At 52.7% G+C, this 2,472-nt stretch carries 2 protein-coding genes; both read left to right on the top strand.

The window, feature by feature from the left end:
- Positions 1–108: 108 nt before the first annotated feature.
- A complete protein-coding gene (gene istA, locus NSP04_RS12590; RefSeq protein ID WP_257512715.1) occupies positions 109–1,632 on the top strand; it encodes an IS21-like element IS1326 family transposase in 1,524 nt (507 codons plus the stop codon).
- Positions 1,619–2,404: an IS21-like element IS1326 family helper ATPase IstB gene (istB, locus tag NSP04_RS12585; RefSeq protein WP_306815368.1), complete on the top strand. Its 786-nt coding sequence runs from the start codon at positions 1,619–1,621 to the stop codon at positions 2,402–2,404. Before istA ends, istB begins: the two co-directional genes overlap by 14 nt.
- The last annotated feature ends 68 nt before the right edge of the window (positions 2,405–2,472 follow it).

Below are 2,472 nucleotides of genomic sequence, written 5' to 3'. Positions count from 1 at the left end.
GTGTTGAGTTGCATCCAAAATTGACCCACTTAGGGTAAAGATTTGCGTCGAAATTTGACCCACGTATGACACTGTTTCCCGTCTGGATATGGCGGGAGAAATCAAGGAGTGATAAACGTGGCGATATTGAGCGTAATTCGACGCTGGCATTTTCGCGATGGTGCGTCGATTCGGGAAATAGCCCGACGAAGTGGCCTGTCCAGGAACACCGTTCGCAAGTATTTGCAAAGCAAAGTGGTTGAACCGCAGTACCCAGCGCGAGACAGCGTTGGCAAGTTAAGTCCTTTCGAGCCCAAGTTAAAGCAGTGGCTGTCCACCGAACACAAGAAACCGAAGAAGCTGCGCAGGAACCTGCGCAGCATGTACCGGGATTTGGTCGCCTTGGGCTTTACCGGGTCTTATGACCGGGTGTGTGCCTTTGCCCGGCAGTGGAAAGATTCCGAACAGTTCAAGGCACAAACCTCGGGAAAGGGTTGTTTCATCCCCTTGCGCTTTGCCTGTGGCGAAGCCTTCCAATTTGATTGGAGTGAGGACTTTGCCCGCATCGCGGGCAAACAGGTCAAACTCCAGATTGCACAGTTCAAGTTGGCCCACAGCCGGGCCTTTGTGCTTCGGGCCTATTACCAGCAAAAGCACGAAATGCTGTTTGACGCACACTGGCATGCCTTTCGAATCTTCGGTGGCATTCCCAAGCGCGGCATCTACGACAACATGAAGACCGCTGTGGATTCGGTTGGGCGAGGCAAAGAGCGACGGGTCAATCAGCGGTTCACCGCCATGGTCAGCCACTATCTGTTTGATGCGCAGTTCTGTAATCCGGCATCGGGCTGGGAGAAAGGCCAGATTGAGAAGAATGTGCAGGATTCCCGCCAACGCCTGTGGCAAGGTGCACCAGACTTCCAAAGCCTTGCCGATTTGAATGTGTGGCTTGAGCATCGCTGCAAAGCGCTGTGGTCTGAGCTGCGCCACCCCGAATTGGACCAAACCGTGCAAGAGGCCTTTGCCGATGAACAAAGCGAGTTGATGGCGCTACCCAATGCCTTTGATGCGTTTGTAGAGCAAACCAAGCGAGTCACTTCAACCTGCCTTGTTCACCACGAGGGCAATCGCTACAGCGTGCCAGCCAGTTACGCCAACAGGGCCATTAGCCTTCGGATTTATGCAGACAAGCTGGTGATGGCTGCCGAAGGCCAACACATTGCCGAGCATCCAAGATTGTTTGGCAGTGGCCACGCTCGGCGTGGCCACACACAATACGACTGGCACCATTACTTGTCTGTGCTTCAGAAGAAACCTGGGGCGTTGCGCAATGGTGCGCCATTTGCTGAATTGCCACCAGCGTTCAAGAAGCTTCAATCCATCTTGCTGCAACGCCCCGGTGGTGACCGTGACATGGTGGAAATTCTTGCACTGGTGCTGCACCACGACGAAGGTGCTGTACTCAGTGCAGTAGAGCTGGCATTGGAATGTGGCAAGCCATCCAAGGAGCATGTGTTAAACCTGCTGGGACGCTTGACCGAAGAGCCACCACCCAAACCGATTCCAATTCCCAAGGGATTAAGGCTGACACTGGAACCACAGGCCAATGTGAACCGCTACGACAGTTTGAGGAGAGCCCATGATGCAGCATGAAGGCCATGTGCGAATCCTCAAATCCTTGAAACTCTTTGGGATGGCACACGCCATTGAGGAGTTGGGCAATCAGAATTCACCGGCATTTAATCAGGCATTGCCCATGCTGGACAGCCTGATTAAGGCTGAAGTGGCAGAACGTGAAGTGCGCTCAGTAAACTACCAACTGCGCGTGGCCAAGTTCCCCGTGTATCGGGACTTGGTGGGCTTTGACTTCAGTCAAAGCCTGGTCAATGAGGCCACAGTCAAACAATTGCACCGCTGCGACTTTATGGAACAAGCCCAGAACGTGGTGCTGATTGGTGGACCGGGCACAGGCAAGACTCACCTTGCCACAGCCATTGGTACGCAAGCGGTGATGCATTTGAACCGGCGTGTGCGCTTCTTCTCCACCGTGGATTTGGTCAATGCGCTGGAGCAAGAGAAAGTATCTGGGCGGCAAGGGCAAATCGCAAACCGCTTGTTGTATGCCGACTTGGTGATTCTGGATGAGCTGGGCTATTTGCCATTTAGTCAAACCGGTGGAGCACTGCTGTTTCACCTGCTATCAAAACTGTACGAAAAAACCAGCGTGATACTGACCACCAACTTGAGCTTCTCAGAGTGGAGCCGGGTGTTTGGCGATGAAAAGATGACCACAGCGCTGTTGGACCGACTAACCCATCACTGCCACATTCTGGAAACAGGCAACGAAAGTTACCGCTTCAAACACAGTTCAACTCAAAACAAGAAGGAGGAAAAACAGACCCGAAAACTGAAAATCGAGACATAATTCTGACACCAAGGGGTGGGTCAAAATTCAATGCAAATCCCGGGTCAAATTTGGGTGCAAATCAACAT

Source organism: Limnobacter parvus (genome assembly GCF_024623725.1).
Taxonomy (GTDB): Bacteria; Pseudomonadota; Gammaproteobacteria; order Burkholderiales; family Burkholderiaceae_B; genus Limnobacter; species Limnobacter parvus.
Note: the sequence above shows the minus strand (reverse complement) of the source record. Positions and strands in the feature narration are given on the sequence as shown.

What these genes read in the sequence shown, in the direction of transcription:
- istB (WP_306815368.1), top strand. Translation starts at nt 1,619, where the DNA reads ATGATGCAGCATGAAGGCCATGTGCGAATCCTCAAATCCTTGAAACTC.